The sequence below is a fragment of the Pseudovibrio exalbescens genome, from assembly GCF_028737195.1.
Taxonomy (GTDB): domain Bacteria; phylum Pseudomonadota; class Alphaproteobacteria; order Rhizobiales; family Stappiaceae; genus Pseudovibrio; species Pseudovibrio zosterae.
This window is the reverse complement of sequence record NZ_JAQZAJ010000002.1, coordinates 175227-199352: the sequence shown is the minus strand read 5'-3', so window position 1 is coordinate 199352 and position 24126 is coordinate 175227. Positions and strand designations below refer to the sequence as shown.

Annotated in this window: 24 protein-coding genes; 13 read left to right on the top strand and 11 right to left on the bottom strand. The window is 56.7% G+C overall.

Features of this window, described 5'->3' with window-relative positions; all coding sequences use genetic code 11:
• Window positions 1-94 precede the first annotated feature (94 nt).
• Entirely contained in the window at window positions 95-2650 is a 2556-nt protein-coding gene (locus tag PUV47_RS06095; protein ID WP_274217618.1) for a TIGR02302 family protein, read from the top strand.
• A 72-nt stretch (window positions 2651-2722) separates the two neighbouring features.
• Here PUV47_RS06095 and PUV47_RS06090 read toward each other — a convergent pair whose 3' ends face one another.
• From PUV47_RS06090 to PUV47_RS06080, 3 genes are read right to left on the bottom strand one after another with little or no spacing between them, the layout of a single operon-like run.
• Window positions 2723-3121, bottom strand: a complete 399-nt coding sequence (locus PUV47_RS06090) for a response regulator (RefSeq protein WP_274217617.1) — start codon at window positions 3119-3121, stop codon at window positions 2723-2725.
• A 12-nt stretch (window positions 3122-3133) separates the two neighbouring features.
• A complete protein-coding gene (hpt, locus tag PUV47_RS06085) occupies window positions 3134-3679 on the bottom strand; it encodes a hypoxanthine phosphoribosyltransferase (protein WP_274217616.1) in 546 nt (181 codons plus the stop codon).
• On the bottom strand, window positions 3676-4578 hold the full coding sequence (locus PUV47_RS06080; protein ID WP_274217615.1) for an MJ0042-type zinc finger domain-containing protein: 903 nt from the start codon (window positions 4576-4578) through the stop codon (window positions 3676-3678). Before PUV47_RS06080 ends, hpt begins: the two co-directional genes overlap by 4 nt.
• 282 nt (window positions 4579-4860) lie before the next feature.
• On the opposite strand from PUV47_RS06080, the gene ftsE reads away from it, so the two are divergent.
• The 5 genes from ftsE to PUV47_RS06055 all read left to right on the top strand — a co-directional run bounded on the left by ftsE (window position 4861) and on the right by PUV47_RS06055 (window position 8844).
• Window positions 4861-5520: a cell division ATP-binding protein FtsE gene (ftsE, locus tag PUV47_RS06075; protein ID WP_274217614.1), complete on the top strand. Its 660-nt coding sequence runs from the start codon at window positions 4861-4863 to the stop codon at window positions 5518-5520.
• A 4-nt stretch (window positions 5521-5524) separates the two neighbouring features.
• On the top strand, window positions 5525-6580 hold the full coding sequence (locus PUV47_RS06070; RefSeq protein ID WP_274217613.1) for a cell division protein FtsX: 1056 nt from the start codon (window positions 5525-5527) through the stop codon (window positions 6578-6580).
• Window positions 6581-6702: 122 nt separating this feature from the next.
• Complete coding sequence (locus PUV47_RS06065; protein ID WP_274217612.1) at window positions 6703-7455, top strand: YdcF family protein; 753 nt, start codon at window positions 6703-6705, stop codon at window positions 7453-7455.
• An 83-nt stretch (window positions 7456-7538) separates the two neighbouring features.
• The gene (locus tag PUV47_RS06060) at window positions 7539-8336 is read left to right on the top strand and encodes a lysophospholipid acyltransferase family protein (RefSeq protein ID WP_319622889.1); all 798 of its coding nucleotides are present in this window, start codon (window positions 7539-7541) and stop codon (window positions 8334-8336) included.
• A gap of 124 nt (window positions 8337-8460) precedes the next feature.
• Entirely contained in the window at window positions 8461-8844 is a 384-nt protein-coding gene (locus PUV47_RS06055; protein ID WP_274217611.1) for a hypothetical protein, read from the top strand.
• Here the strand turns inward: PUV47_RS06055 and PUV47_RS06050 are convergent.
• Window positions 8820-9392: a gamma-glutamylcyclotransferase gene (locus tag PUV47_RS06050; RefSeq protein ID WP_274217610.1), complete on the bottom strand. Its 573-nt coding sequence runs from the start codon at window positions 9390-9392 to the stop codon at window positions 8820-8822. The two genes, PUV47_RS06055 and PUV47_RS06050, sit on opposite strands and share 25 nt — an antisense overlap.
• Before the next feature lie 63 nt (window positions 9393-9455).
• On the opposite strand from PUV47_RS06050, the gene PUV47_RS06045 reads away from it, so the two are divergent.
• Window positions 9456-10514, top strand: a complete 1059-nt coding sequence (locus PUV47_RS06045; protein ID WP_274217609.1) for a DUF2125 domain-containing protein — start codon at window positions 9456-9458, stop codon at window positions 10512-10514.
• Here PUV47_RS06045 and PUV47_RS06040 read toward each other — a convergent pair.
• On the bottom strand, window positions 10511-10978 hold the full coding sequence (locus PUV47_RS06040) for a GNAT family N-acetyltransferase (protein ID WP_274217608.1): 468 nt from the start codon (window positions 10976-10978) through the stop codon (window positions 10511-10513). The genes PUV47_RS06045 and PUV47_RS06040 overlap by 4 nt on opposite strands.
• Window positions 10979-11184: 206 nt before the next feature.
• Between PUV47_RS06040 and PUV47_RS06035 the strand changes: the two genes are divergently transcribed.
• The 4 genes from PUV47_RS06035 (at window position 11185) to PUV47_RS06020 (ending at window position 14453) form a co-directional block, all read left to right on the top strand.
• On the top strand, window positions 11185-12078 hold the full coding sequence (locus tag PUV47_RS06035; RefSeq protein ID WP_274217607.1) for a DMT family transporter: 894 nt from the start codon (window positions 11185-11187) through the stop codon (window positions 12076-12078).
• A gap of 79 nt (window positions 12079-12157) precedes the next feature.
• On the top strand, window positions 12158-13054 hold the full coding sequence (locus PUV47_RS06030) for an HpcH/HpaI aldolase/citrate lyase family protein (protein ID WP_274217606.1): 897 nt from the start codon (window positions 12158-12160) through the stop codon (window positions 13052-13054).
• Between the two features lie 134 nt (window positions 13055-13188).
• On the top strand, window positions 13189-13395 hold the full coding sequence (locus PUV47_RS06025) for a DUF1737 domain-containing protein (protein ID WP_274217605.1): 207 nt from the start codon (window positions 13189-13191) through the stop codon (window positions 13393-13395).
• Window positions 13396-13526: 131 nt separating this feature from the next.
• Window positions 13527-14453 carry an AEC family transporter gene (locus tag PUV47_RS06020; protein WP_274217604.1) on the top strand — a complete coding sequence of 309 codons (927 nt, stop codon included), beginning with the start codon at window positions 13527-13529 and terminating at the stop codon, window positions 14451-14453.
• Window positions 14454-14457: 4 nt separating this feature from the next.
• Here the strand turns inward: PUV47_RS06020 and folE are convergent, their stop codons facing one another.
• From folE to PUV47_RS05995, 5 genes are all read right to left on the bottom strand, one after another.
• Window positions 14458-15096, bottom strand: a complete 639-nt coding sequence (gene folE, locus PUV47_RS06015; protein WP_274217603.1) for a GTP cyclohydrolase I FolE — start codon at window positions 15094-15096, stop codon at window positions 14458-14460.
• Window positions 15097-15234: 138 nt separating this feature from the next.
• The gene (locus tag PUV47_RS06010; protein WP_274217602.1) at window positions 15235-16275 is read right to left on the bottom strand and encodes an ATP-dependent carboxylate-amine ligase; all 1041 of its coding nucleotides are present in this window, start codon (window positions 16273-16275) and stop codon (window positions 15235-15237) included.
• 65 nt (window positions 16276-16340) lie between these two features.
• Window positions 16341-17009, bottom strand: a complete 669-nt coding sequence (locus tag PUV47_RS06005) for a LolA family protein (RefSeq protein WP_274217601.1) — start codon at window positions 17007-17009, stop codon at window positions 16341-16343.
• A gap of 111 nt (window positions 17010-17120) precedes the next feature.
• Entirely contained in the window at window positions 17121-20129 is a 3009-nt protein-coding gene (locus tag PUV47_RS06000; RefSeq protein WP_274217600.1) for a DNA translocase FtsK, read from the bottom strand.
• 4 nt (window positions 20130-20133) lie between these two features.
• Window positions 20134-21330 (bottom strand): aminotransferase class I/II-fold pyridoxal phosphate-dependent enzyme, encoded by a 1197-nt coding sequence (locus PUV47_RS05995; protein ID WP_274217599.1) that lies wholly within the window; start codon window positions 21328-21330, stop codon window positions 20134-20136.
• Between the two features lie 198 nt (window positions 21331-21528).
• On the opposite strand from PUV47_RS05995, the gene PUV47_RS05990 reads away from it, so the two are divergent.
• Window positions 21529-22515: a CorA family divalent cation transporter gene (locus PUV47_RS05990; protein ID WP_274217598.1), complete on the top strand. Its 987-nt coding sequence runs from the start codon at window positions 21529-21531 to the stop codon at window positions 22513-22515.
• A 28-nt stretch (window positions 22516-22543) separates the two neighbouring features.
• Here PUV47_RS05990 and PUV47_RS05985 read toward each other — a convergent pair whose 3' ends face one another.
• The gene (locus PUV47_RS05985; RefSeq protein ID WP_274217597.1) at window positions 22544-22810 is read right to left on the bottom strand and encodes a DUF1674 domain-containing protein; all 267 of its coding nucleotides are present in this window, start codon (window positions 22808-22810) and stop codon (window positions 22544-22546) included.
• 225 nt (window positions 22811-23035) lie between these two features.
• On the opposite strand from PUV47_RS05985, the gene htpX reads away from it, so the two are divergent.
• The gene (gene htpX / locus PUV47_RS05980) at window positions 23036-24016 is read left to right on the top strand and encodes a zinc metalloprotease HtpX (protein WP_274217596.1); all 981 of its coding nucleotides are present in this window, start codon (window positions 23036-23038) and stop codon (window positions 24014-24016) included.
• The last annotated feature ends 110 nt before the right edge of the window (window positions 24017-24126 follow it).

Here is a 24126-nt window from a genome sequence, read left to right as displayed (position 1 = left end):
CGAAGACACTTTCCTAGCGGAAGTTAATTGCTCCTTGTCACTGATCGCCCTATGCTCCACGTTAAAAGAGATAATAAGCGATCAGTGAGGCCCCGTGGCAGATAAGGCTCCGCAAGAAACACAGACCGCTCCACATCGGCGTTCTCATTCGGCGCTGGCCCTCCTGTTTTCGCGCAGCCTAGATGGACAGGTCTATCGGCTTCAGGTGCGAGCCGGAGCCTATCAGCTTTTCGAGCAGGTATGGCCCAATCTGGTGCCGCCTGCCATTCTCGCCGTTTTTTACATTGCCATCAGCTTTCTGGGCGTCTGGGCCTATTTGCCTTGGTTCCTCTCAGGGCTGGTCGCGGTCGGGTTCATAGCAGGCGGTCTGTGGTTGGCCCGCGGCCTGCTCGCTGTGCGGCTGCCGACGCGCACGCAGGCGATCCGCCGGATCGAGCAATCCAGCGGCCTTTCTCATGCGCCGCTGCAATCTCTGGAAGATACCATCGCTCTTGGCCGGGATGATCCGGCGTCCCAAGCGCTCTGGGCGTTTCATCAGAAGAAGCTGTTGGAACGGGTGAGGGCGCTCAAGGTAGACGGCCCCAAGACCAGAGGCTTTCTGAAAGACCCATATGGGCTGCGCGCGTTGGCGGCCATGGTGCTGGTGGTGGCGGTCGCTGTTTCCGGGCCGGACCGTTGGAACACCTTGAGCCAGCCATTCAGTCTGGGCCCAGCCGGGACGCAGATACCACCCCGTATTGATGCTTGGGTGACGCCGCCTGCTTACACCGGAGAAGCGCCGATTTTCCTTAGCGGGGTGGCGCAGGACCTGCGCGATGCCAACACGCCGTTTACCGTGCCCGAGGGCAGCGAACTCTTGGTGCGGGTACAAAACGGCCCGGACCTTGAAGTGGTGCTTGAAGGCGGGGCTGCGGAAGCGCTCACTCAGGATGAGGATGAAGCGGACAAGATCAACACCGGTGCCCGTGAGTGGCAGTTCAAGCTGACTGAGAACGTGGAGGTGGCCGTAAAGGATGGCGGTGACACCGCGCAGCTGTGGCGGTTTGCCGTGCAGCCGGACAGGGCGCCCTCCATTGCCTATCTGGCAGACCCGGAACCGCAGCTTTCCGGCAGCTTGCGGTTTCAGTACACCATCAGTGATGATTATGGCGTGGCCTCTGCCAGTGCCGTCATCCAACAACGCCCTGACTCGCGCGATCTGCAATCCGATCCACGTCCGCTGATTGAAGCGCCAGACATAGACCTGTCGCTGCCAGCGCGCCCTGCCACCGAGGGCAATGGCGAAACCTTCAAGGATCTGACGGCGCACCCTTGGGCGGGCTCTGAGGTCAACATTCAGCTTCAGGCGCGCGATCAAGCAGGCAAGATGGGCGTTTCCGAACAGCTGGCGGTGGTGTTGCCGGAGCGGCGCTTTTCCAAACCACTTGCACGGGCGGTTGTGGAGCAGCGCCGTGAGCTGGCCATGGACGCCAACCAGCATGTTCAGGTGATCGATGCGTTTGATGCGTTGATGATTGCGCCGGAAGAGTTCATTGACGACGCTGGCATTTATCTGCCGTTGCGGTTGGCCTATCGCCAGCTTGTGGCCGCTGAGACGGACGACGAACTGCGTGCGGTGATCGAGGTCCTTTGGACATTGGCGCTCGCCATTGAGGATGGGGATCTGTCTGTGGCCGAGCAGGCCCTGCGAGATGCGCAGGAGGAGCTGCGACGTGCCTTGGAAGAGGGCGCGTCGGAAGAAGAGATTGCCCGGCTAATGGACAACCTGCGCAACGCTTTGCAGGAGTACCTGCAGGCTTTGATGCAACAGATGCAGCAGAACCCGCAGGCCATGCAGCAGATGCCCATGGACCCAAACATGCAGCAGATCAATCCGCAGGATTTGGATGAGATGATGCGGCGCATGGAAGAACTGGCCCGTCAGGGCTCTCTGGAAGCGGCGCGCGAGCTGCTTTCCCAGATGCAGCAAATGCTTGAAAACCTGCAAACCGCTCGGCCGCAGGCTCCCAGCCAGCAACAACAGCAGATGATGGAGACCCTGAACCAGCTTGGCGAGATGATCCAGCGCCAGCAAGAGCTGATGGATGACACCCACCAGTATGCGCCCAACAAGCAGGACGACCGGATGCGGTCTTACCCCAACCAGTCTGGCGAGCCCATGAGCCCGGAAGAGCTTGAGCAGGCTCTGCAGCAACTGCAACGCCAGCAGGGCGACCTTTCCGATCAATTGCAGCAAATGCTTGATGAGTTGGCGAACAACGGCATGGGCCAGAACGACCAGCTGGAAGGAGCAGGCGAGTCCATGGATGATGCCCGCGGCGCGTTGGGCCAGTCGGAACCAGGGCAAGCGCTGGGCGATCAAGGGCGTGCTCTGGAGCAGTTGCGCCAAGGCGCGCAGCAGCTGGCCGAGCAAATGGCGGGTGAGGGCAACGGCCCGGGCATGACGCAGAACTCGCCGTTCAGTCAGGACCCATTGGGGCGGATGCGCCGGACAGAGGGGCCAGACTTTGGCGACCAGGTGAAGGTGCCCGATGAAATTGACATTCAGCGTGCCCGGCGCATTCTTGAAGAGTTGCGGCGCCGGTTCTCCGATCCGGAAAGACCGGAGCTTGAGCTGGACTATCTGGAGCGCCTGCTCAAACGCTATTGAAACTGAGCATCGCGCTTAAACGAAAAAGCCGCCTCATGTGGGCGGCTTTTTCTTGAACCTGATCTGGCCCGATTAGGCGTAGAGACGACGTTTTTCCGTCACCGCCACATCTGCGAGAGCATCTGAAACAGCACTGCGAATTTCCACCAAAGAGAAAGGCTTGGTGAGAACATCGCGAACGGCTCCGTTCAGCTCATCTGAACGTTCCCGTTGATCTGCATAGCCCGTCATCAGCAGGATCGGCAGGCCGGGGTAGCGCTGGCTTGTTTGCATGGCAAGCGCAATTCCGTCCATTTCCGGCATGCGGATGTCCGAGAGCAGCAGATCGAACGCGCCTTGCTCGTTGTTCAGAGCTTCGGCGGCTTCGCTGCCATCTGCCACTGCTGTGACGCTGTGGCCGTCCAGTTCCAGTGCGCGCTTCACAAATGCGCGAACTGCGTCATCATCCTCAGTCAGAAGTACGCGGGCCATAAAGTCCCCCTTCTAAGCGTCACCGTCCTGTGGCACGAATCCGATAAACGGTAGCTGTCGCCACGCATGACCCATGTCCATGCCATATCCGACCACAAACTTGTCTGGGCAGTCAAACCCGACATAGTCTGCCTCGATATCTGCCTTGCGGTGCATGGGCTTGTCCAACAAGGCAGCCACGCGAACGGATTTGGCGCCGCGCTCAGCGATCATGTCGCGAGCGAACTTCAATGTCCGTCCGGATTCCAGAATGTCATCGACAAGAATCACGTCCCGGTCCGTGACATCGCTCTCTATGTCACGCAATACCTTAACATGCCCTGAAGATACGGTGGCCGCACCGTAACTTGACAGGTGAAGGAACTCCATTTCCGGTGCAATTTTTGCAGTATGCAAAGCGCGGGCGAGGTCAGCGGCAAACATGAAGCTGCCCTTCAGCACGGCTACGACCAGCAGGTTTTCTGGCTGATCCTTTGCAATGGCTTCCGCAACGCCGGTAACGCGTTCGGCAATGGCTTTCTCATCGTATAGAACGCGGATTTCCGGGGTACCGGTCATCTTGTGCTCGCTCTTCTTTGTTGGCGCTCTACGAAGCGCATTTGAATGTCAGCGGCTCGATCCGGTGGCTGGGCCAGCCGAGTTCTGAACCTGGTTTTAGTCGCCGGATCCAACGTCATCAGGCGCGGTTCAACCGTCCATGCGTAAAGCTCACTGAAATCGTGAGAACGCAGGGACAACCTGACCGCCGGAATCTCGACGCGTCTGTTGGTGATGTTTTCGATGGAACCTTCGACCACAAGAACGGTCACGCCGTCCTGCACTTCGCGGAAGGTTCTCAAGTCCCGAAACTCCAGACCGCGCAGATTCACCGTGAGCCCGACCATCTGATAGAGGCCAGCGAGATCCGGGAACTGTCTTACGATCGTGTCTCTATAGCTTACTGTCATCACGCAGGCCAGCAGAGAAGCTGCAAAAAGTCCCAGCCCAGTTAGTCTGCGTAGACGTTTGCTTGTACTGTGTTTTGGCTTCGCCAAATGCGAGTAGCGCGAGCGCGTCTTTTCTCGGCTTTTGGTCTTGTCCTTGTCGCCTTCGTTGCCAGCTGAGGGCTCTGCGGCGTTTGCCGGTGTGCCGGGAACTGCCGTGTTACCGTCTTCATCGCCCGAAGCGTCATCTGGATCGGCTGGTTCCTCAGGAGGCTCAACGTCCTCCTCCTCTTCGTCGTCGGCATAAGAGCCTTTGTTGGCCTCGGCCTTGCGGGCGGCACTTTCCCGGTCCAGCTGCTGCCATTCGGCGTCGGCTTCCTTCTCATCAAGGGATTTGGAGAGAGGCTCTTCAGCGGTTGCCCGCCAGCTGGTGCCACAGCGGGTACACTTCACCGTCCGACCTTCCGCGCCAATCTTGTCGCTAGGAATTTCGTAGCTCGTCTTGCAATCCGGGCATTTGATCTTCAGTTTCATGGAAGACCTAGGGTTCCCCTGGCTGTGTTCTACAGTGCCCGTTAGCGCCAGCCACTTGGCAGACGGGTGTCTCGGCCTAACAGAATCTTCATATGATTAAGGAACTGTTAAACCCTGATTTCACATTAGCTATAAACCCAAATATGGAAATGCAAGTGACTGATTTATCCGAATTTAGCGGCCTGTCAAACATTTGGGGATAGTTGCAGAATGAAAGGGGATAGCCTTAACAGTCCATTAACAGCCACCATGTAGCGTTCCGCTAACATTAAGGAGCAGGCGGTGATTAGGTTTGAAAACGTGGGGTTGCGCTATGGCATGGGGCCGGAGATCCTCAAGGATCTGACTTTCTCCATTGAACCCCAGTCCTTTCAGTTTCTTACAGGGCCTTCGGGTGCGGGCAAAACCAGCCTGCTGCGCCTGCTGTTCCTGTCGTTGCGCCCGACCCGAGGTCTGATTTCCGCATTCGGTACGGACACCTCCCAGGTGACCAAGTCCCAACTGCCCGCCATGCGCCGCCGCATTGGCGTCGTGTTTCAGGACTTCCGCTTGCTTGACCACCTGACCACCTACGAAAACGTGGCGCTGCCGCACCGGGTGGCTGGCAAAATGGAATCGGATTATCGCTCCGATGTGATTGATCTTTTGAAATGGGTGGGCTTGGGCGACCGCATGCATGTGATGCCGCCGGTGCTTTCTGGCGGTGAAAAACAGCGTGCGGCGATTGCAAGAGCGCTGATCACGCGCCCTGAAGTGTTGCTGGCGGATGAGCCCACCGGTAACGTGGATGCGCCGCTGGCCCGCCGTCTTCTGCGTCTGTTCATAGAGTTGAACCGCCTTGGCACATCTGTGCTGATCGCGACCCACGATCTGCATCTTCTGGAACAAGTCAACGCGCGCCATCTGGTGTTGCATGACGGCCGGCTTCTAATCGATGAGTAATGGAATGGAACGACGCGAACCCTCCATGTCTTCTGAAGAGCGGCCCAAGCGCGCTGCCGGGCCTCGTCCTGCCAAGAAGGGCAATGTAGCGGCTGGCGTGAAAGCCAAGATGGCCCAGAAGCTTCCCAAAAAGGGTGAGGGACAAGGACGCAGGCCAAAGAAGGCCAGACAGGCACCCATCGTGCCGCCGCAAGCTGTTGCAGGGCGTGCGTTGATGCTGGTGGTGGCCATCATGAGTTTTCTTGCCTGCCTTACTGTGGGCTTCGTGACAGTCGTCAATGATGCGGCCACCGACTGGAGCAACGATCTGGTTCGTGAGCTTACCATCCAGATCCGTCCTGTGGACGGGATCGACATGCTTCAGCAAATTGATCGCACGGTGGCACTGGCTCAAGAGTTTCCCGGCGTTGGGCACGTGCGGGCGTTGTCGGACACCGAAACGCAGGAGCTGCTGCAGCCGTGGCTTGGCGCAGGGCTCGACCTGGAAGACCTGCCGGTGCCGCGCCTGATCATGGTGAAGGTAGACCAACCCGAACTGCTTGATCTGGGAGAGCTGAAACGCACTGTTGAAGACCAGATACGCGGCTCCAGTCTGGATGATCACCGCCTGTGGACCCAGCAGCTGTCGTCCATGGCGAACGGCGCTGTGGTGATTGGCTTTGGCATTTTGGTACTGGTGCTGGCCTCCATGATCCTGTCTGTGGTGTTTGCCACCCGTGCCGCCATGTCCGGTAACAAGGAGGTGGTGGAGGTGCTGCATTTTGTTGGTGCTGAAGACCGTTTCATCTCCGCCGAGTTCCAACGGCACTTTCTGGTGCTCGGCCTCAAGGGCGGTATTGTAGGCGGGGCGATTGCCTGCCTGAGCTTTCTTTTGATTGAGTTTTTAGGAAACACGAGCACCGAATTCGGCGCTGCCGGGCAGGCACAAGCTTTGCTTGGCACCATCTCTGTCAGCCTTGCAGGCTATATAGGCGTGGTGTTGGTGGTGGTGCTGGTCGCAATTCTTACTGCCGTCACGTCGCGGATTGCAGTACACTCACATCTTGCGGGGATGGACTAGGTTTACTCGATTTTGGAGTTCACTTTTGGCCACGATCTGGTGTTACATTGCCCTCAACAAGTCTGAGGTGAATGGTAAAACTGGATCCAGCGCAAGGTGGCGAGCGTTCGGATCATTCTAGAATGACGGATGAAAAACTTCTTGCTCCCGCTCGCAAGGACGACCAGAACCCCGAAGACAACAAGGGGCAATCTGGTGGCAACATGGCCTTGAGAGGGAGCGTCGAACATGATTTGGCTGAACTTGAACCGGCTGCGCCCCGCCGCCGGTCGCGCCTGTTTGCGCTGAAGCTGACGCTCGGGGTGATCCTTGCCAGTGTTCTGATCTGTCTGGCTTCCTTTGCCATCAGCTTTTACGGCTATGTGGCCATGCTCAACTCCAAGCCGACTGAGGCCATTCGCGCGGCAGATGGCATTGTGGTGTTCACCGGTGGGCGTGAGCGCATCTCCAAGTCGCTTTCATTGCTGGCCGAAGGCAAGGCGAAGCGCCTCCTCATTTCCGGCGTACATCCTGACACCACGGTCGAGCAGATTTCGCTCATGACCGAGCAGAAACTGGCGTTGTTCCGCTGTTGTGTAGACTTGGATCGCAAGGCGCTGAACACCATCGGCAACGCATCGGAAACGGCGAACTGGGCCCACGAAAATGGCTTTGCCAGTCTTGTTGTTGTGACCAGCGCCTATCATATGCCGCGCGCTCTTGCAGAGTTGCAGGCGTTGTTGCCGGAAGTGGAGCTGATCCCCAACTCCGTGTTCCATGAAGGCCTCGACTTGCGCAATTGGTATTCAGATCCTGCAACAACAAAGCTTCTCCTTCGTGAATTTGTGAAGTATACCCTCGTGCGGTTGCGGGTGTTTTGGTACTCCCTGACATGATGATCCGGCCTTGAGGCTGATGTTCCATGACGGCACCTTGCTGCGCCCTTTTGGACGCGCGGGTGCGATGACACTGACTGGGTATGATGATTTTACTGCGATCCATTTTATTTAACCTGTTGTTTTATCTCAGCACACTGGTTCTGATGATCGCATTCGTGCCGATCTTTTTTCTGCCGTGGCGTTGGGGCTTCTGGATCCTGCCGATCTGGTGCAACGTGAACCTGTTCCTGTTGCGATGGATTGGCGGTGTGAAATCAGAGTTCCGCGGCCTTGAGAACTTGCCGGAGGAAGGCTGCATCGTCGCAAGCAAACACCAGTCGGCGTGGGAAACCTTCGCGTTGCTGGCGCACCTGAAAGCCCCTTCGTTCATTTTGAAACGCGAACTGCGCCGCGTGCCTATCTTTGGCTGGTACATTACCAAGCTGCGTCAGATCCCGGTGGACCGCGGCAAGGGCTCAGCGGCCTTGGTGTCCATGGCGCGTGCTGCGGAGGAAGCTATTGAGGATGAACGCCATATCATCATTTATCCGGAAGGAACGCGCCGTCCGGCAGGGGCGGAACCCAAATACAAATATGGCATTTCGCATCTCTATAGCGCGCTGAACTGCAAGGTGGTGCCAGTTGCCATCAATTCCGGCGTTTATTGGCCGCGCCATCGCTTCTTTCGTTTTCCGGGCACCATTACGGCCGAAATCCTGCCGCCAATTGAGCCCGGTCTTGAACAAAAGGAGTTTCTGGAACGCCTGGAACGGGATATCGAGACCGCTTCCGACCGACTTTTTGAGGAAGCTGCAGCGGCAACACCGGATAATATTATCGTGAAGGAAGCGCGTGCGCGCATGGCGGCGCGTGCCGAAGCCCTTGAAACTGCAGAGTAAACTTGGATTAACATTTGCAGGTTACATTGAAAGCCGATCGTGATCCGTCACGGTCGGCTTTTTTCTTGCGTTAGTTGCTTTTCGTTCATATTTTGTTCCTATACTCTCTATCAGTGAGTGGGTAATGAAGCGAGTACCAGCTGTGCAATATTCCCTTTTTCGGTCCAATCAGAGTGGCGGGCGTGCCGCGCGTGTATCCGAACTGCTGTCTGCAGGGGATCGTTTCCGTTATTGGGAAGGCAAATCGGGCCAGCGTTATCTGTTTTCCAAAATCAAGGAACAGGAGCTGCTGGACTATCCCGGCAGCGTGGTGCTGATGGCCGATGAGCGCATGGACCATGTGGTGGTCTGGTTGGGGCATGCGGATCAGCATGGCGAGCTTCACGGGGCCCACAGTGTGCCAAAGCGTCGGCGGCAGATGGCGTTTTACGTTCACCTGCTGTGCACCACCGACGAAGAGCGAAAAGAGACCCTGTCGGACCTTCAGGCGGGGCTGTTCTCCGAGTGAGCGGACTGCGTGCCCTGATGCACGAGGCGGGTCAGCTCCTTTTCCAACCATTCCAAGCCGTGATCGCGAATGCCCAGTTCGCGCATATGCCGCGCCGTGTTGATGACGTATTCCGGGTTTGCACCTGACTGACCCTTGGCGGACAACACGATTTTCAGCTGTTCTTCAAGCGGTAGAGCCCCGGCATACTGGGCATGACTGCGGTCGGCCACATAGGTGAGGGCCTGCACCGGATCATGTGGGCGTCCGTCCAACTGCACCCCGCGTACCGTTTCACGGTAGACCATGGTCTGCTGTTCACGCTCGCGCAAATAGGTGATGGTGCGGTCTCGGTTCTTCGCCGCGACACGGAAGGCCATTCCACGACAGGAACCACCCCGATCCAGCCCGAATACGAGGCCGGGATCGTCTTGTGTGCCGCGGTGGACCCATGAGTAAACACAGAGCGAGCGGTGGGCACCGCGCAACAAGGCTGGCACCGCCTCTTCGTAGTCGAAGCCGGGACGCCAGATGAGAGAGCCGTAGCCAAACACCCATAAATCTCGCATAACGTGCTAATTCCGTGTTTCTTTTTGCAGGGCTTCGGGTAACAGTCCCGCCGAAGCGATGCAATGACCCGTCAGTATGAGGTGAAAATAACTATCATGAGCGCGACCGCCAGTCCTAAGAAGCCCTCTAAAAAATCCTACATTATTCTTGGCGTAATGGTGGTTCTGGGGATAGCAGCCTGGTCAACCTACTGGAGTATCGGCCGGGGAATGATCAGCGATACGCTGACAAACACGCAAAAAGTTGCGGCCGCAGAAGGCGATGTCTTTGACTGCGCCAACAAGCGGGTTGGCGGTTATCCCTTCCGGTTTGAGGTGACGTGTTCTCCGCTGCGCATCGAGCGCGATGGGCAAACCGTGTTTGCTCACGAAGTCCGTGGTGTGGCGTTGGCCTACCAGCCGATGCACATGATTTTTGAAGCAGACAGCCCGTTTGAAGCGGTAGCTGGGCCGGGTGGTCCGGGCTACGCAGCTACCTGGGACATGGCGCGTTTGAGCGCTAATCTTGCAGAGCGGAAGATTGAAAAAGCCGACATGGTGATTGAGAACCCGTCACTTTCCGTTGTGGCGCTGGATACGCCGCTGACCATGGCGGCGCGCAATGCAGAAGTGCACATTCGCGCCAATGGCGAAGAAGGCGAGGCGTTGGACGCGGCAATTTTGCTGCAACAGCTCACCTCTGAAACCATGGCGTTGGATCTTCCAATTGATCTGGAGCTTATTGTGACTGCGCCAAAAGGCGGGTCGGCGCTGGAAGGCAAGGTGCGCAGTCTTCAAGATCTGTTGGTGGATGGCAAGGTTGACCTGATTGTGCGCAGCGCGCGGCTCTCTTCTGGCACGTTTTATCTTCAGACCGAAGGACCGGTGACCGTAGACGAGCAGGGCCGTCTGTCTGGCACACTGCCGGTGACCATTTCCGGGGTGGATAAGTTGGCTGCCGTTCTGAAGCCGCTGTTTCCTGAAGGCTCTCAACTGCCGCAGAACCTGCAGGCAACGGCGCTTTCCATCGGAAAGAGCAATATGGTGGATGGGCAGCCGACCATTCAACTGCCCATTACACTGGATCGCGGGCGGGCCCGCATTGCGTTCATCAATCTTGGACGCGTGCCAAACCTGTTTTAAGCGTTGGCGAGGGACAGTCGGTCGATGGAAACGTTGTAGCTCTGTTTGTCGCCCGGCTCTCCCATCTGCTCATAAAGGCCGGTTTCGACCTCGTTTTTGGCCGGAACCATCCAGCGCACATGGGACCAGTCGCGGTCTTTTCCGACGCCTGCCACATGCGCCACCAGGTGACGGCCAATGCCTTTGCTCTGGTAGGAAGGCATGACGTAAATGTCTTCCAGCTGGCCGATACGGCGGCCTGTAATCAGGTCTGGAAGGTCGTAGAACAGGGCAAACCCAACCAGCACATCCCCCTCATAAGCACCGAGGAATTCAGCACTGCCTTCCGCCAGCAGGCGCTCGGCATAGACTTCATCCGGACGGCGCGGTGCACCGCGCTTCAAGGCTTGTGCGTTCTCTGCAATGAGAGGGGCAAGGGCCGGTGCATCGTCATGGACAAGTGGGCGAATGGTTTCAGCGCTCATGGTCTCTACGGTCCTGTCTAATTTCAAAGCTTTAGAAGCAGTGTCGCGAATTCAAACAGTAAATCAAGGGAGTGCTCGGCTTCTTTCGCTGAAACCCAAGGAAACTCCTCACCTGAGGTAAAAAATCCGGTGTTGATATATGAAAACACCGTGAAAACGTGTAGGACGCCTCACTGAAACCAAATGCGTTCAAGGGCAGGGCCTTCATGGGGCAAATCACCCGCAATCAGGCGACGGCAATCGGCTTTACTGCAGTGATCATGTGGTCTTTTCTGGGGCCATTCGGTGCGCTGTCTGGCGAGGTGCCGCCATTTCTATTGAACGCGCTGTGCTTTACGGTTTCTGCTTCGTTGGCTTTTGCCCGGCTTGCGATAAATCCCTCTCGCTTGATATTGCTTCGGCAACCGCTTCATGTGTGGGTGATGGGCACCATGGGCCTCTTTGGCTATCACGCGCTTTACTTCATCGGCATTCGAAATGCACCGCCGGTGGAAGCGAACTTGATCAACTATCTCTGGCCGGTCCTGATTGTATTGTTTTCCGCTCTTCTGCCGGGCGAGCGTTTGCGCGTTCACCATGTAATCGGTGCGGGACTTGGGCTGGCAGGCGCGGGTCTTTTGATTGCGCGCGGTGGGGCGTTTGATCTGAGTTCGGATTCTACGGTGGGCTATGCGGCCGCCCTTGCTGCAGCGCTTGCATGGTCCTCCTATTCGGTGCTGTCGCGGCGCATGGGCAATGTGCCGACCGAAGCGGTGGCGGGCTTCTGTTTGATGACGGCGATCCTCTCCTACCTTTGCCACTTTCTTTTTGAGCAAACGGTGATGCCGCAGGGTCCGACGCAGTGGTTCGCGGTGGTGGGTATGGGCTTGATGCCGCTGGGCCTGTCGTTTTTCACATGGGACATTGGCATGAAGCGCGGCGACATTCAGGTGCTCGGTGCGTCTGCCTATGCTGCGCCGCTTTTCTCCACATTGCTTCTGGTTCTGTTTGGCTTTGGCGCCTTTACATGGCCGGTGGCAGCGGCCTGCGCATTGATTGTGGCAGGCGCACTTTTTGCAGCTAAAGATATGATATTGCGAAAGAAATATTCAGCCTCCTAGGCGAAAGGCTGATTTAGTTCACCCCGCCCCGTAGGCTATGCTGTGTCGCAGATCAAACACCGTTTAGGGAGCGTGAACGATGGGACAGGCAGGGAACGGACCTCGGCCAAGGCGAAGTGTGTTGTATATGCCGGGCTCCAACGCGCGGGCGCTTGAGAAAGCCAAAACGCTGGACGTGGATGCGCTGATCTTTGACCTGGAAGACGCTGTGGCACCAGAGGCCAAGGCAACCGCACGGGAACAGGTGGCAAGCGCGGTCAAAGGCGGCGGCTATGGGCATCGGGAGCTGATCATCCGCATCAATGGGCTGACATCCGAGTGGGGCCGGGCGGATCTGGACGCTGCCATTGCCGCCAAACCAGATGCCATCGCGCTGCCCAAGGTGAATGGCCCGGTGGACTTGAAGCTTTTGGCTGGCATCATGCAGGCGCAAGGGGCAGATCCGGCAATCAAGCTTTGGGCCATGTTGGAAACTCCATTGGCCATGCTCAATGCCAAAAGCATCTGCCTTGCGGCGCGCGAAGAAAGCTCCCGGCTGGAGGCGGTGGTGATGGGCACCAACGACCTTTCCAAGGAAACGGGCACCCACATTACTAAGGGCCGCGCTGAAATGATGCCATGGCTGATGTCATGTCTTGCGGCAGCCCGAGCTGCAGGGATCAGCATCATTGATGGCGTTTACAACAACTTCTCTGATATCGAAGGCTTTTCGGAGGAATGCACCGAAGGGGCGCGTATGGGCATGGATGGCAAGACGCTGATCCACCCAAGCCAGATTGACGTCTGCAACAGCGCTTTCGCGCCCTCTGATGAAGCGGTTCACTGGGCGCGCAAGGTTATTGCTGCGTTTGAAGTGCCTGAGAACGCGGGCAAAGGGGTGCTGCAGGTGGATGGCAAAATGGTGGAGCGCCTGCATGCGGAGATGGGCCAGAAGGTGGTTGCCATCGCTGATGCCATTGCAGCGCGTGCTGGCTGAGCAGAGCGGCTGTCATCGCCTTTCAGCAATTGCTTAGGCCACTGGCATTGCAGGGGTTTAGCTGATAGGTTCCGCTCCCTCTGGTGCCGAACACAGAACAACTTCGGCTCAATTTGTCATAAAAGGGGTGCTGCATGCGCTTGTTTCGCCTGATCACTGAACCGGATTCCTCAGAGTTCTGCCACCGCGTCACACAGGCGCTCAACCGTGGCTGGGAACTGCATGGTTCACCGACCATGACCTACGACGCAACACGGGGTGTCACCATTTGCGGCCAGGCCGTGATCAAGTACGTTCCGGATGAGGAATACACCCGCGAGACGAAACTCGGCGAGTGGTAAAAGCTGTGAAATTTCAGAGACCTGCGGCGCACTACGCAGGTCTTTTCGCGCTCGTAAATGCGTCATAGCACGATCTCGTAAACTTCCCCGAAGTCTTGTAGGCCTAGGTCAACAAACCGGGGTACATCACCGTGCTATCAATCTTTCTGAATGCAGTACTGCCCGTATTCGCGGCGGTGGTACTGGGCTACGTTTTTGGTTGGATGAAGCTGTTCAGCAAAAGCGAATCCATCATCATCAACAAAACTGTTTTCTATGTTTTCCTGCCAGCCTTGTTATTTAAACTGGTAGCGCAGGCCCCCTTTGACAAATTTGAGTACCTTTATGTTGTGGGCTACATCCTCGCGGAGGTACTGGTTTATGGCGTGACTTTCGTCGTTGCCTACAAGGGGTTCGGGCGGTGTGTGCGTGAAAGTCTGCTTCTGGGCATGGGAGCGGCATTTTGTAACCACACGTTTTTCATTCTGCCCATTGCAGAGGTTCTTTATGGCCATGACGCCACCTTGCCGGTGATCTCCGTCATTGTCATCGACAACCTTCTGGTGCTTGGCGGAACGGTTCTTGCGCTGGAACTGATGAGCAAGAACGGCAACGGTTCTCCCTTTCACAATTTGTGCGCAACGTTTTACACGAACCCGAACATCATGGCGTTGGTCTTGGGTCTCATGGTCAATCTGGCTGGCATCTCCACCGATAACGGGATTGGCATCTACGCCGATTTCTTGGGGAGCGCGGCGGCACCCGCCTCCTTGTTTGCGTTGGGGTTGGTGCTCAGCACCCAGCAGCTCAATGTCACAAGCCCGCTTGTGTGGGGGGTGACCGCACTGAAGCTGGCGGTGGTTCCGGCCATGGGTTGGGTCTTGTTTGAACTTGCTTTCTCGCTCCCGCCGTTCTGGGTCGGGCCAGGTGTCTTGGTGGCAGCCGGACCAAGCGGGGTCCTCGCCTTTGTTATCGGCGTTCAATACGAGGTTCCTGAGGAGCTGCTCGCTCAGGTGATCCTGATGACGACCTTCTTCTCGGTGATCACGGTGACTGCCGTTGCCGCGCTGACCGTCTAGCGGCTTAGCCGAACTGCTCGGCTGGGGCGGCAAGCGCGGTGAACAGCTCAGTGCGCAGAGCTCTATCTGTTTTAAACTCACCGCTGATGTGACGAGTGATCATGGAAACGCCCGGTTTGCGGATGCCTCTGGTCGTCATGCACATGTGGGCAGCTTCAACGACCACGGCCACGCCGCGCGGTTTCAGGGTCTGCTCAATGGCCTCGCCAATCTGTGCAGTCAGGGTTTCCTGAATTTGCAGGCGCTTTGCGTAAAGCTCAACAACACGGGCAATCTTGGATACGCCTACAACCCGATCTGATGGCAGATAAGCCACATGGGCTCTGCCAATAATCGGTACAAAGTGATGCTCACAATGGGACTCGATGCGAATGTTGCGCAGCACGATCATGTCGTCGTAACCGTCAGTCTCTTCAAAAGTGCGTGAAAGGACCTCTCTCGGGTCTTCGTTGTATCCGGCAAAGAATTCCTCGTAGGCCCGGACTACGCGAGCGGGGGTGTCTATCAGGCCTTCGCGCTCCGGATTGTCTCCTGTCCATTTCAATAGGGTCCGAACGGCGGCTTCCGCTTCTTCGCGGGTGGGCCTGCTTTCTGCAGCATGGTGCGGTGTTGTTGGGCTTGGGCTGTTCTCGTTAAATCGCATCTCTAACAATATCCTTGATGGCGGCGGTATGTTTTCTGTTTTGGTATAACATTACGCGTCATTCAAGAGGCTCTATGCTGAGAAAATCAGAAGCGTGTGGCATCGCTACCTCAGAAAAACGGGGGTTTGTCGTTGTTTTCAGGCAAGAATAGCGTCGACCAGACGCTTGTAGACGCGCCGGACTCGCTTCTTGTTGGCGTCGGACGTGGCATAGAAGTTCGAAAGACCCGGCGCGGCATTGACCTCCAACACGCAGCAGCCTTCAATCGCGTTTTCATTGGTTACAAGAACATCTATGCCAGCATAGCGCAGGCCCAATGCGGCGGTGGCGGTGGTCGCGATCTGTTTTACCGCATCGCCCACATCCTCGGTCCTATCTAATGCCATGCCGCCGGTGGACAGGTTGGCATTTGGCAGCAGCTCTACTTCATCACCAGCCGCTGGAACGGTGTTCAGCGACAAATTCGTTTCCTTCAGATGCTTTGAAAGGCGGGGGTCATCAAGCGCGAGTTTGCGGCCCCCGGTTCGGGTGGCAGAGCGCGTCAGCTGGCGTTCGATGAGGGCGGCGAGCGAGGATGTGCCGTCTCCTGTGACGCTCAAAGCGCGGCGTTCGATCACCGCGAGCACTTCGCCGTCCAGTACGATCACACGGAAATCCCGCCCCGCAATCCCCTGTTGCAGCAGGGCGGAGCCATAGCGCGCAAGCACATGGTCAGCAGCCTCTTGCAACTCTGACCTCGTCGTTGCGCGCAACACGTCAATGCCTTGAGAACCTTCATTCGGCTTCACGAAAACCGGGAACCCAACTGTCTCAGCAAAGCCCATTGCAGATGTAGCGCCGTGCATATGGGCCGCCGCCGCAGGATTGCGCAAGGCGACAAGGTCAATCTCAGCGTCTGCATGAATGACAAGCCCCTTGGGGGTGTTCACACCCGCGTGCGCCAGCAGTCTTGAACAGAAGTCCTTGTCTGTGGCCACTCTGGCCGCCCCAAAGCTGTTCAGGGGCAGGCAGGTTCCCTTAAAAGGCAAGGGCCTGCCATCAGCGCACTGAATGACTCCCACGTGCTGGAAAGCCGGATCCACATAGACTTCGGCGCCATGGTCCGCGCAAAATTCGCAGAGCATGGCATTGCCCAAGGAAAGGCTTGGCAGTGTGGTGGCCAGAACAAATTCACCCATTCGAAGCTTCCAATAAAAAAGGCCCGGAAAACCGAGCCTTTTGATGCCTTTAGTCGACCAAAGCGTCAGTTGTTGCGACGGTTTTGTCGTGCATTGGCCAGATAGTCAATCTCGAAAAGTTCCGGGTTGGTCGGGCCATTTTCTTCAACGTTGTAGATGGCAACAGAGGTGTCGTAACCCTGATTGTCGCGGACGGTCCATTGCTTGAGCTTGAAGTCCTTGGTGTCGAAAATCAGTGTCAGGCGTCCTGAGGCAAAGCGCGTCTTGTCGTCGATCTGAACGGAAACAAGATCTTCTTCCACGTTGATGGCAGTCACATTGGCATCGCGGGTCAGGTCAATTTTGTCGGCCAGCAAGAAGCGCAGCGGCGTTTGTGACAGCGGCCATATGTCCTGTGTCTGCAGCTTGCGGTCCTTGATGGAGATCATGTCGCCATCGGCGATGATGTCCAGACTGGATGGCTTGTTGTAGTAAAAGCGCAGCTTCCCGGGACGGTGAATGAAGAACTGCCCTTCCACCCGGCCGCCCGTTGGGCCGAACTGGATGAACTCGCCGCGCATTGTCTTGACGGAGTTGAAGCTCTTGTTGATGGCCTGAATGGCCTGCGCCTGGCTTGGAGCCTGCGCCATGGCACCTGCCGGAAGCAGTAGGGCCGCAATGAGGCCAAGCACAATGCCGAGGGATGCAAAACCCAGCTTCATCCGCTTTGCATGTCCGGGGCGATTAGAAACCATCAATATAACTCCAACTCATCTTGGTAGCGCTACGCAGCAAACTCTGGTGCTCGTATAGGCCGGTCTCTTGGCAAAGTTTAGGCACGTCAGGTTAACTCTTGTTCATGTTCGCTACATCATTTCGTTATCGTCCGTGCGCAGCAGGATTTCACGCTTGCCGGCATGGTTTGCAGGGCCAATGATGCCCTCTTGTTCCATGCGCTCAATCAGCGATGCTGCACGGTTGTAGCCGATGGACAGACGGCGCTGGATGTAGGAGGTGGAGGCCTTCTTGTCCCGCGCCACAATGGCCACGGCCTGATCAAACAGGTCGTTGCTGGCGTTACCGCTACCCGCAGTCAGGGAATCGTAGCTGCCGCCTTCGTCCTCTTCTTCGGTCACTTCCTCCAGATACTGAGGTGTGCCTTGTGCTTTTAGGTGGTTCACGATCTCTTCCACCTCATCGTCCGAAACGAATGGGCCGTGAACACGTTGAGTCTTGCCACCACCGGCCATGTAAAGCATGTCACCCATGCCAAGCAGCTGTTCCGCGCCCATTTCACCCAAGATCGTACGACTGTCGATCTTGGAGGTTACCTGGAAGGAGATACGGGTTGGGAAGTTTGCCTTGATGGTACCGGTGATCACGTCTACGGATGGGCGCTGTGTCGCCATGATCAGGTGGATGCCCGCCGCACGGGCCATCTGTGCCAAGCGCTGGATCGCTCCTTCAATGTCCTTGCCCGCGACCATCATCAGGTCAGCCATTTCGTCGACCACAACGACGATGAATGGCATCTTCTCAAGCGGCAGTTCTTCTTCCTCGAAGATCGGCTCGCCCGTGTTGCGATCAAACCCGGTCTGAACGGTGCGGGTGAAACGCTCGCCTTTCTTCATGGCCTGCTCAACACGGGTGTTGTAGCCATCGATGTTGCGAACGCCCATCTTGGACATCTTCTTGTAGCGGTCTTCCATTTCGCGGACCGTCCACTTCAACGCCACAACAGCCTTGTTCGGGTCTGTTACAACAGGCGTGAGAAGGTGCGGAATGCCGTCATAAATGGAAAGTTCGAGCATCTTCGGGTCGATCATGATCAGCTTGCACTGCTCTGGCGTCAGGCGATAGAGCAGGGACAGGATCATGGTGTTGATCGAAACGGATTTACCGGAGCCCGTTGTACCGGCCACCAGCAAGTGCGGCATGCGGGCAAGATCTGCAATAACGGCTTCACCGTTGATGGTCTTGCCCAGCGCCATGGCTAGTTTCGCCTTGGACTTTTCAAAGTCGTTGGCGGCAACCAGTTCACGCAGGAACACGGTCTCGCGGCGCGCGTTTGGCAGCTCAATGCCGATGGCGTTTTTACCCGGTATCACCGCAACACGGGCAGAGATGGCGCTCATTGAGCGTGCGATATCGTCTGCAAGACCAATGACGCGGGACGACTTGATGCCCGGCGCAGGTTCCAGTTCGTAAAGAGTGACCACTGGTCCCGGCCGTACTTCGATGATTTCTCCGCGTACGCCGAAGTCTTCCAGCACACCTTCCAGAATGCGGGCGTTTTGCTCAAGTGCATCCTGACTGATTTGCTGACGGCCGTTGACTGGCGGCTCAGTAAGCAGCATCAGCGGCGGCAGTTCATAGTCGTTCTGGGGTTGAGCTGGCAGTGGCAGGCGGCCTTGGGCTTCCTGCTGGACGCGTTTGCCCGGCACCGGTGCAGGTGCCGGTGGGATTACGCGGCCACCTTGTTGGTCTTCCGGTTGAGCCTGAGGAGCGTTTATGTCCATTGGCTCTGGAGGACTGGCGATTCCGATTGGACGCAAAGGCGCGGCAGGGGTTGGAACCGGTGCTTGCAGTGGCTCTTCAAATGCCTGCTCATCAGCATCAAAGTCTTCACCTGAGGCGTCATGGAACGGATGATGCGACGGATCAGGATCTTCCCACGGTGCTCGCGGGGAAGGGCCATCGTGTTCGAAGTCGACCGGCGCGCCTTGCGGTGCCGCATGGCTTGCCGCGGGCTGCTCGTAGGATACTGCGCCACGCTCGTAAAACTCGCGCAGGCCGTCGTCCTCTTCAGGCAGCAGCTTGGCTGCCAGTTTGCGGCGCAGGTTGGTGATCAGACCGCCCTTCTGTTGTTCTGGAGCAGGCTCTTCCTCATAGTAGACAGGCTGTTCATCTGAGGCGGCGTAGTCTGCATGGTATGGCTGCTCATGGGGCTGCTGGTCGTAATGCGCCTGAGCATAGCCTTCGTGCTCGTAGGGCTGCTGATAGCCCTCGTGTTCGTAAACCTCTTCTGCATGCGCATACTCCGGCTCGATGGGAGCAGGGTGGGCGGCATAAGCATTGGCCTGTGCAGGCTGCTGTTTCTTCTTGAAGAAGGTTCTCTGAACAGCGCTGGTTGCCATCAACTTCCAATGGGACAACGCACCGATGGCCGCGGACAACCGGCCGTCTTCGTTGTCATCCTCGTCTTCATCGAAGCTGTCGTAGTCGTCATAGTCGGCGTCTTGTGCATTGACCGGCAACTCGGCCTGCGGTTCGTGCAACGGCGAGCGGCCGATCCATCCTGCGGCATGGGCCATCATGACGAGCGCAGGCAGGCCAAGGCCCACCGTACCCACCAACATTTTTGCACCATCCGTCAGACCGTTGAAGAAAGTATCTGGAACCGAAAACAGCCAGTCGCCCAAGAAACCGCCCATGCCCGTAGGCAGCGGCCAGCCTTGGGCAACGGGCAGAGCCGCAAGAGCGCCGGAGAAGATCAGCGTGCCGCACACCCAGGTCGCCAGTCGCTTTCGGTTGAGGCCTGAACGATGGTACCAGAAAATACGCCAGCCCCAGACCAGAACGGGAAACAGAACCACCGCTGTCGCCAGACCAATGGACTGCATCAAAACATCCGCCACAATGGCGCCGATGCCGCCAAGTGCATTGCGTACCGGCTCCGTGGTGGAGTGGCTGAGGCTTGGATCGCTCACCGACCAAGTTGCAAGTGCGGCAGCAAATGCAATCGCGACCGCGATTACAGCCAGTCCGGACAGGGAAACCATATTGCGTTTCAACATGCGCTTGAACGGGCTTTCGGTGTCCTCAAGCGAAATGTTGGTTTTGCGCGGGTGATGCATGGTTGAGGCTTGATGCATTCGCTTACTCCAGACAGGTCACGATGCGATTGAACGCTTCGCGGCTTGTGTCGAGGCTATCTACAAGGGCAAGGCGGATGTAGTCCGCGCCGGGATTGAAGCCCTCCGGCATGTCGGAGGCGATGTAAGCGCCCGGAAGCACTTTCACACCAGCTTCGCGCCACAGCTTTTCAGCGGTCGCAACACCGCCCCCCCAACGGGACACATCGAGCCACAGAAAGAAACCGCCATCATTCATGACAGAGCCGAACAGGGGAGACAGGATCTCTTCAGCGGCTGCGTACTTCTCATTGTAGAGGCGGCGATTTTCAACGACGTGGTCTTCGTCCGCATAGGCTCTAACAGCCAAAGCTTGCGCGGGCAGGGGGACTTGCGGTGCCGCGATATTGCGGAAGTTGGCAAAAAACTGAATGAACTCCGGATCACCAGCGGCAAAGCCACAACGCAGGCCCGGCAAATTGGAGCGTTTTGAAAGCGAGTTGAAGCTGACCACGTGGCTGAGCGTTCCATCCGTGGCGCTTGCAGCTTCCAGAACACCGGTTGGCGGCGTCTCGCGGTAGATTTCCGAGTAGCACTCATCGGCAAAGATGAGGAAATTGTGTTTGCGCGCCAAGCCTATGAGCTGCTTCCAGTAGGTCATGGGAGCGACGGTGCCTTGCGGGTTTGCAGGCGAGGCAAAGTAGAACGCAATTGTTCGGTCAAGCAGTGCCGGGTCCAGTACATCGAGGTCTGGCAGAATGCCGGTGCCTTGTTCCGGCAGCAATATTTCTTCTGCGCCTGCCATGTGCGCACCCGCGCCATAGGATTGGTAGAACGGGTTTGGCAGCAGAACCGCAGGGGTCTCAACGTCTTTTTTCAGATAATCACGGGCGCTAACGCAGGCAAAAACCAAACCTTCGCGTGAGCCATTGAGTGGAATGACACTCTTGTCAGCATCAAATGCGGCGTCCAGCCCATAGCGGGCTTTCAGCCATGTGCCGATGGCAGCGCGGAACTCCGGCGTTCCGTGAATGGGCGGATACTTGCGAAAACCTGCTTTGTTTTCGACCAGTACGTCCATGAAGAACGACGGCGGTTCGTGCTTGGGCTCGCCAATCGTCATTGTGATTGGCTCAAGCGCGGGCTCGATTCCCTCCAGCTGATCGCGCAGGCGTTGGAAGGGGTTGCCGCCCGAAATTGGTTTTTTCTGATTGTTGGACACCGGATTTCTCGTCCTACTACTCTTTTGAAACTAGCTTAGAGCCGATTTCTAAAGATTTTTGGTAAATCTGACCTTAACCATATTGTCGATCCAGTATCTTCCAGTTGCAATTTCCCGCGGATTTAAGGGAATTTTGGTCTGAACTTGGCAATTTGCGAGGCGAAAACGGTGAGGGCGCTAAGCAGGAAAGGGCCTTGAATGGAGAGGGTTAGATCACGAGAGCAGACTGTCTTTGCGTTTGAAATCAGTGCCGATGGAGTTCTCCACGAAACCGCAGTGGAAGATGTGATTGATGCTCATCTTGGTGCGTCCAAAGGCGTGCATTGGTTACATGTCAAGCAAGAGGGCCATTCAACAGAGGCGGTCCTGAACCAGTTGCCTTTGGATGCGGATCTCATTGAAAGCCTGAAATCCGCAGATGCGCTCCCAAGGTGCACCATTTTCGCTCAAGGCGTCTTGTTGAATCTTTTTGTATTCAAAGAACTTGATCAGTCATTTCTCCCCGATCTGGCGGTCCTTCGCATGTGGGTGAGCGAGCGGCTGGTGGTCTCTGTGTGTGATGACAAGTCCGGTATCATCCCCGCTTTGGGTGAGGAGGTAAAACGGGGTTTGCGCCTGCACAACGCGGCAGAACTGGTCTCCTTCATCGCCCTCAGTCTGGCCGATCGGGCAGAGCCACTTTTTGAAGCCTTGTCGGACCGAATTGAAAACATGGAGGATCTTGTGCTCCTGAAGGCCTTGCAGCCCTGGGAGACAGAACTGGCTCACATACGCCGGACGGCAACAATGATCCGGCGCAGTCTTTTCCCGCAGCGTGATGCCATTCGTGGCTTTGAGATTGAGAACATGGCCTTGATGAGCAGGGCGGCCCAGGTGCGTTTGAGAGAGGCGGCAGACCGCATTACTCGAATCGCTGAAGAAATGGATGCAATTCGGGAGCGAGCCGAAATCGTCCACGATCAGGTCATGTTCAACAGAGCCGAACAGACCAACCGATATATGCTCATGCTTGCAGTTGTTGCGGCAGTGTTTCTGCCGCTTTCGCTCATCACGGGTCTTTTGGGTATCAATGTTGGAGGTATTCCGGGCGCTCACAGTCCCTATGGCTTTGTCGTGGTGTGCCTTCTCCTACTCGCCGTCGTAGCGCTACAAATTTACATTGTGCGCCGCCTCAAAATACTCTGATTGGCATCCAAAACCGCGGGCAGAGTAGCTAGAAGTCGCTGGTAATGCCTTTGACTTCCCAGTCTTGGTAGCGCGCAGGGTCCAAGCCTCCACGTCCGTCCACCTCAGCTGGTCGATTTGTGGTGACAGCATCGATTTCTGCTCGGCGGGCTTCGGCTTCTTTCAGCGCGCGCTGGGCAGCAGGCGGCAGATCCTCAAAACGTTTGCGCTTTGGGGCTTCCTCCACTTCTGAGGGCGCTGCAATCTCAGTGGTGGAGTAGTTCAGTTTGGTGCCTGTGTCGTTATGTCCAGTCATTACCAAAGCCTTCCCGCTTCTCTCAATTTTGCTGGTCCGGGTCTTGTTGGTGAGATTAATTCTGCCTAAGTGACTTATATCCGTCAAAATTTTAGGTAGTCTGCTTCGTGGCAACTTTTAAATGGTATACCCACCTTTATTTGTCGAGCGAAGCACCATCACAAATCTCAGACGACGGGAAAAACGCCCGTTGGTCATAGTCCTAAGAGAGGGTCTTTAGTCATCATGAACTACTTCCGAACAGCCATGCTGCTCGCTGCCATGACGGCTTTGTTCATGTTCGTTGGCTTTTTGATCGGCGGTACGAGCGGCATGATGATCGCGCTCCTGTTTGCCGGTGCGATGAACCTTTTCAGCTATTGGAACTCGGACAAGATGGTGCTGCGCATGCACCACGCGCAGCAAGTAGATGAGCGCCAAGCGCCGGAACTGGTTGGCATGGTGCGCACCATGGCGCAGCGGGCGAACATGCCCATGCCCAAAGTTTATGTGATCAACAACCCGCAACCAAATGCTTTTGCAACGGGGCGCAATCCTGAAAACGCAGCAGTGGCTGCGACCACGGGCCTCCTCAATACTCTCAGCAAAGAAGAAGTCGCCGGCGTGATGGCCCACGAGTTGGCGCACATTAAAAACCACGACACGCTAATTATGACCATTACCGCGACCATTGCTGGTGCGGTTTCCATGTTGGCGAACTTTGCGTTCTTTTTTGGCGGCTCTCGTGACAACAACAATCCGCTGGGTTTTGTCGGCGCGATCTTGATGATGATCCTCGCGCCGCTGGCAGCCAGCCTCGTGCAAATGGCAATATCCAGAACGCGAGAGTATTCTGCCGATAAGATGGGTGCGCAGATTTGCGGCAATCCGCTCTGGTTGGCGTCTGCTCTGAACAAGATTGCAGGTGGTGCCGCTCGCATTCCAAATCCGGATGCGGAACACAACCCGGCAACCGCGCATATGTTCATTATTAATCCCCTCTCCGGTGAGCGGATGGATAATCTGTTCTCAACACATCCGAACACGGAGAACCGCATTGCAGCTTTGCGTAACATGGCCTCTGAGGCCGCCATGACGGCGTCAGGGTTTGCGTCGCAACAACAGGCGTCACGGCCAAGCACTGGTCCTTCTGTACCGCCTTCCAATGCTCCCAAGGGGCCATGGGGCGGGGAGCGACCCAAACGGCCCAAAGGTCCGTGGGGTTAACCCACCCTCCGCAAGTGGCATTTGCAGGCGCTCTCCAACAGAGCGCCTTTTGGATTCTTGAAGCGAGTTTGAAGGCAAGCCAGTCAAACAGCCATTTCCTTATGGCCGGT